General features: G+C 56.4%; 5 protein-coding genes. 1 reads left to right on the forward strand and 4 read right to left on the reverse strand.

Going from position 1 to position 6,055, the window contains the following annotated elements:
• From JW937_03290 to JW937_03300, 3 genes are all read right to left on the reverse strand, one after another.
• Positions 1–84 (reverse strand): 7-cyano-7-deazaguanine synthase (locus JW937_03290; protein MBN1586436.1); only part of this gene is annotated, 84 nt, incomplete at its 3' end.
• On the reverse strand, positions 81–890 hold the full coding sequence (locus JW937_03295; GenBank protein ID MBN1586437.1) for a glutamate racemase: 810 nt from the start codon (positions 888–890) through the stop codon (positions 81–83). The genes JW937_03290 and JW937_03295, both read right to left, overlap by 4 nt.
• Positions 874–2,004 (reverse strand): N-acetylmuramoyl-L-alanine amidase, encoded by a 1,131-nt coding sequence (locus JW937_03300; protein MBN1586438.1) that lies wholly within the window; start codon positions 2,002–2,004, stop codon positions 874–876. The genes JW937_03295 and JW937_03300 overlap by 17 nt, the downstream gene beginning before the upstream one ends.
• A 92-nt stretch (positions 2,005–2,096) precedes the next feature.
• On the opposite strand from JW937_03300, the gene JW937_03305 reads away from it, so the two are divergent.
• Positions 2,097–2,735, forward strand: a complete 639-nt coding sequence (locus JW937_03305) for a class II aldolase/adducin family protein (protein MBN1586439.1) — start codon at positions 2,097–2,099, stop codon at positions 2,733–2,735.
• Here the strand turns inward: JW937_03305 and metH are convergent.
• Positions 2,714–6,055: methionine synthase (metH, locus tag JW937_03310; protein MBN1586440.1), on the reverse strand; the 3,342-nt coding region annotated here is incomplete at its 5' end. The genes JW937_03305 and metH overlap by 22 nt on opposite strands.

Consider the following 6,055-nt stretch of genomic DNA (forward strand, 5'->3'; position numbering starts at 1 on the left):
CTCATAGCCCTTTTCAAGGCAAGCATAAAGACAGGTTGCCGAGTCCAATCCTCCGGACAAAAGCACAACGGCTTTTTTGCTCATCCGAATTGTATCTTTCTCACTCCACGGACACTCTTGCCCATGAAACGTTCTCCGAGCTGCGCGAAATCTTTAGGATCGCCGCTCACATAAAATTTGCGATACCCGTTTTTCTTGGCCCGGGCGGAAAGATTCCTTTTCTCCAATAATCCCCTGAGCTCTTGCGCGAGCTCACATGCGCTGTCGATGATTCGAACCGGGGAACCCAGGCTCTTTGCGATGGCCCTCCGCAAAAGCGGGTAGTGCGTGCAACCCAGAATCACGGTATCGACTCTCTTGGAGCGAATGGACTTCAGGTAATGCTCGCAGACCTGGTCGACTAACTTGCCGCTGAGCAATCCCTCTTCGGCCAAGGGCACAAAGAGCGGACACGCTTTTGAAACGACACTCAGATCGGGGCAAAGCTGCCGGACCGCACGTTCATAAGCGCCGCTGGCCACAGTTGTGGGGGTGCCCAGCACCCCGATGCGTCCCTTTTCGGTGATACGTACCGCCCGGGCCACCGCAGGTTCGATAACACCGATTACCGGCATGGCCAGGTTTCGCTGCAAATGCGTCAATGCCACACTGGAGACCGTATTGCAGGCCACGACCAAAGCCTTGACCGGATAGCGCAAAAGAAATCTCACATCATCCCAGGCAAAACGCAGGACGGTTCTCCGCGACTTGGTTCCGTACGGCACGCGCGCGGTATCCCCCATGTAGATAAAATTCTCGTGAGGAAGTTCCTTCAGCAGCTCCTTAAGAACTGTAAGACCGCCCACCCCGGAATCAAAAACCCCAATGGGCCCGCTATTTTGTGAAGCCATTCGTACGCTCGTATTCCCGCTTGTAATTCAGCAAACCGCTTGCAATTCCCTGCGCAATTTTCTTCTGAAACCACGGATCGCTCAGACGCTTTCCTTCATCATTATTTGAAACAAAACCCACTTCCAACAGTAAGGAGGGCATTTGGGTCCCCCGAAGCACGGCAAAACGCGCGCTCTTTACGCCCCTTTCCTCCACCTTCACATGCTTGCGCAACCCCCCCATCAAGGCGTGGGCTAATTCAATGGATTCGATGCGGTTCTCCGTATGGATCAAATCCCAGACTGTCGCATCCAAATCCGTACCCCGCTCGCCGTACGCCTCATCCTCAAAGGGCCCGTCCACACTGTTCTCGGCGCTCGCCAGCGCGCGCGCATTGTCATCCGTGGCTTCGGACAAATAGTAGATCTCAAAACCTTGAGCCGATTTTGCATGCGCACTGTTGGCATGAATGCTCAGGAAAAAATCCGCTTTGTGCTTATTGGCAAACTCAGCGCGCGCCTGAAGAGGAATAAAACGGTCGTCCTCGCGCGTGAGAATCACCTGAATTCCCTGAGCTCTCAGCTCCTCCGCCAGCTTTTTGGCGATGGAAAGCACCACAACCTTTTCTTGCAGCCCGTTTCTTCCCAAAGCTCCCGGGTCCTTGCCGCCGTGTCCGGGGTCAATGACCACTCGCCGGATACGGAAGCTTTGGCCGGGCTGGGCCTCTACTGGGGGAACGGCTGTCTGTTGAATTCGGGGGGCTGTCTGCGGAGGAATCTCCAGAGGCAGAAGCGCCAGGATCGCGGCAGGCACAAGGATACTTCCCTCTTTCAGCAGCACATCTTTGCCCAAAGGCCGCAATTCGTCTCCCAGCAGAACGGAGTCCATGCCCACAAGCACTTTTAACGCAGGCCCTTTGTCCGGCAACACGGTCACAGCCTGCAAGTGAGGGTCCCACTCCCATTCCCATCCGCGCTGTGCGCACAGCGCGCGCAAAGGCAAGTACCCGCCTCCGGCATCCAAACCATATGCGGAGAGCTCCGTGCCCCGGCCCGGATGACCCGCGCAGCCGGCCAAAAGGAGCAAAGGTGTTATCCAAAGAAAGCGCAAGGGGTTGGGGAATCTTTTAATCATATTCGATACGCTTAGAGCCAGGTCCAATAGTTTAACACATAGGTGAGGAAGCGAAAGATTCTGCTTGCCGGACCTTGGGGAGCCCTCTCATAATGCGACAATACACAGGAGGGCCCGCTATTTTGGAGGAAGGTTATACAAAATTTGAATGCCGCTGGACCCCGGCCAAATTGCCCGCGCTTGAGCAGGTAGCCGGACTTTGCATCCACCGGGACCGTTTGCATGCCTTGGGGCTCATCGGCGTTTACGAGGACGGAGTGGGTTACGGGAATCTCAGTGTGCGCTTTTTGGGCGCCGGGGCGGACGCCTTTTTGATTTCCGGAACACAAACCGGTCATATTCCCGAGACCTCGGAGGAACACTATTCCCTGGTTCAGGCTTACAGCATTGAAGAAAACTGGGTGGAATGCGTGGGCCAGCTGCCCGCCTCTTCGGAGTCCTTGACTCATGCCATGCTTTACCAACTCTGTGAGTCCATCCAAGCCGTTGTTCACGTTCACCACCACGGGTTTTGGGAGAATCTCCTCGATCGTTTGCCCACTACTTCCCCCACAGCGGCCTACGGCACTCCCCAGATGGCCCTTGAAATTCAACGTCTTTGGGAGGAATCGGATCTCTCTGCCCAAAGAATCCTGGCCATGGGTGGTCATGAAGAAGGCGTGATTTCCTTTGGAGAATCCTTGCACGAAGCCTGCGAGACCTTGCTCAGCTATTTTGAGACAGGCTCGTAGCCCAAGACCGGGGCCAACCACTGTTCAACTTCTGCCACGGACAGGCCTTTGCGCAAAGCGTAATCCTCAACCTGATCCCGGCCCACCGGCCCCAATCCAAAATACCGTGACTTTGGGTGAGAGAAATAGTAGCCCGATACAGATGCTGCAGGATTCATGGCGCAGGCCTCGGTGAGTTCGATGCCGGCATTCTCCCACGGCTTGAGCAAGGTTTTGAAGAGTGTGCGCTTTTCGGTGTGGTCCGGACACGCGGGATAGCCGGGGGCAGGCCGGATTCCTACATACTCCTCCCGGATCAAAGCCTCGTTGGTTAAGGCCTCATCCGGGGCATAGGCCCATAATTCCCGGCGCACCCGTTCATGGATCCGCTCTGCCAGGGCTTCGGCCAAGCGGTCGGCCAAGGACTTGACCATGATGCTGCGGTAATCATCATGGTCGGCTTCAAAATCAGCGGCCAATTCCGGAGCGCCCAATCCCGTTGTGACGGCAAAGGCTCCCACATAATCCGCGATCCCCGACTCTTTGGGCGCCACAAAATCTGCCAGGCAGTGATTCGGGCCTTGCGCAGGCCGTTGCTGCCGCAGGAAATGGAGGGTCGTCAAGACTTCCTTCCTTGATTCATCCGTATAGAGTTGAATATCTTCGTGATTCACGGTGTTGGCCGGCCAAAGGCCGATAACGGCCCGGGCCCGGAGAAGTTTTCCGGACACAATACGGTCTAAGAGCGTGAGTGCTTCCTCGTAAAGCTTGGTGGCAGTCTCCCCCACCTTGGGGTCCTTGAGCACTTGCGGAAAGCGCCCCGGCAACTCCCAAGCCGTGAAGAAGAAACGCCAGTCAATGCGGTCCAGCAATTCCTCCAAAGGATAGTCTTTGAACACCCGGACTCCGAGCTGAGGCGGTTTGGGCGGTGTGTACGCTTCCCACGATATGCGGGGTTTGTTCGCCCGTGCCTTATCAAGAGTCAGAAGCACATCTCTTTCTTGGCGGGCGCGCCTCGTAATTCGCAGTGTTTCATACTCCCGGCGCAGTTTGTCGAGATACTCGTCTTTCTGTCCCGGGCTCAGGAGTTTCTGGACCACGCTGACAGCTCTGGAGGCATCGGGCACATGCACCGTAGCTCCGCTATACCGGGGTTCAATTTTTATTGCCGTGTGCACGCGCGAGGTGGTGGCCCCTCCGATCAGAAGCGGAATCCCGAAACCCTTGAGCTCCATTTCGCCCGAAACATGGGCCATTTCCTCCAAAGAGGGCGTAATGAGCCCGCTCAGGCCGATCACATCCACCCGTTCCCTTTGAGCCGTCGACAGAATTTGTTCGCAGCTCACCATCACACCCAGGTCCAAAACCTCGTAGTTATTGCATTGGAGCACCACGCCCACAATATTCTTGCCGATATCGTGGACATCTCCTTTGACCGTGGCCAACAGGATCTTGCCCTTGGCGTTCCTGGCTGCGCCGGGGTTCTGCTTCTTTTCTTCCTCCATGAAAGGCATGAGATAGGCCACGGCCTTTTTCATAACGCGCGCGCTCTTGACAACTTGGGGAAGAAACATCTTGCCCTCGCCGAAAAGATCCCCTACCGCGTTCATCCCGTCCATCAGCGGGCCTTCTATCACATCCAGAGCCTGGTTCAATCCCCGGCGCGCCTCTTCCACGTCATCATCAATGTAATCTGCGATGCCTTTAATCAACGAAAGCTTCAGGCGCTCGGCAACCGGAGCCTCCCGCCAACTCAGATCCGGCCCCGAGTCTCCACGTTGCTGGGCATCCACGCTCGACGCAATTTCCAAGAGCCGTTCGGTCGCGTCGGGCCGGCGGTTGAGGACCAGATCCTCCACGCGTTCCAGCAAATCCTTGGGGATGTCTTCATAAATCGCCAGTTGCCCTGCGTTGACAATGCCCATGTCCATGCCCGCACGCACAGCATGAAAGAGAAAGACCGAATGAATGGCCTCGCGCAAAGGATTATTTCCCCTAAAGGAAAAAGACACATTGCTTACCCCGCCGCTCACCAGGGCATGAGGCAAGTTCTGTTTGATCTCGCGCGTGGCCTCGATATAGTCGACGGCATAGTTGCGGTGTTCCTCGATGCCCGTGCCGATGGCGAAAATATTGGGATCAAAAATAATGTCTTGTGGAGCAAAACCCAGCTCTTCGGTGAGGATCTTGTACGAACGCGCGCAGATCTCCACTTTTCTCTCTTTGGTGTCTGCTTGCCCTTGTTCGTCAAAAGCCATCACCACCACGGCCGCGCCATAGCGCTGGACCTTGCGCGCTTGCGCGGCAAAAGCCTCCTTGCCTTCTTTGAGGCTGATCGAATTGACCACGCCTTTGCCTTGGAGGGACTTGAGGCCTGTCTCGATCACACTCCATTTTGAGGAATCGATCATCACAGGAACGCGGCTGATTTCCGGTTCCGAGGCCAGCAGCTTCAGAAAGGTAGACATTGTCCTTTCCGAGTCCAGAAGAGCCTCGTCCATATTGATGTCGATGATTTGCGCCCCGTTCTCGACTTGTTGCCGCGCCACGGCAAGAGCTTCTTCGTAGTTCTCTTCCTTGATGAGGCGCGCAAAGTGGGCCGAACCCGCCACATTGGTGCGCTCCCCGATATTGACGAACAAACTCTGCGGCTCAATCACAAGAGGCTCCAAACCGCTGAGACGGCAATGAGGAGGGACATTCGGAAAAGCGCGGGGCTGTTCGGAGGCCACGGCCCGGGCAATGGCTTGGATATGCCCGGGTGTGGTCCCGCAACAACCGCCCACCACATTGATCAAGCCCTCACGCGCAAAAGCGCGGATGACCTCAGCCATGTGTTCGGGAGTATCCTCGTACTCGCCCATCTCATTGGGAATCCCGGCATTGGGATACACACTCAGGGCACAGGAGGCCAAGGGGGAAATTTCCCGGAGATGGGGCCGCATGGCCTCCACTCCCAAAGCACAATTAAAACCGATACTCACAGGCCGCGCATGGGCCACGGAATACCAAAAGGCCTCGGGTGTTTGGCCCGAAAGCGTGCGGCCGCTTGCGTCGGTTATGGTGCCGGAAATCAACAAGGGCAAATCCAAGCCCTTCTCATCCAATACAGTGCGCACGGCCACAAGAGCGGCTTTGGCATTCAGGGTGTCGAAGACCGTTTCCACCAGCAGAAGATCCGCGCCGCCTGCGATCAGGCCCTGCACGCATTCGGTGTACGCCTCCACAAGTTCATCAAAGCTCACATTCCGGTGGCCGGGATTATTGACATCCGGGGAAATGGAGGCTGTGCGGTTCGTGGGCCCGATGGCTCCGGCCACAAAACGCGGGATCCCGTCTCC

Source organism: Candidatus Omnitrophota bacterium (assembly GCA_016929445.1).
GTDB lineage: Bacteria > Omnitrophota > Gorgyraeia > JAFGIU01 > JAFGIU01 > JAFGIU01.

What these genes read in the sequence shown, in the direction of transcription:
- JW937_03300 (MBN1586438.1), bottom strand. Translation starts at nt 2,004, where the DNA reads ATGATTAAAAGATTCCCCAACCCCTTGCGCTTTCTTTGGATAACACCT.
- JW937_03305 (MBN1586439.1), top strand. Translation starts at nt 2,097, where the DNA reads ATGCGACAATACACAGGAGGGCCCGCTATTTTGGAGGAAGGTTATACA.
- JW937_03295 (MBN1586437.1), bottom strand. Translation starts at nt 890, where the DNA reads ATGGCTTCACAAAATAGCGGGCCCATTGGGGTTTTTGATTCCGGGGTG.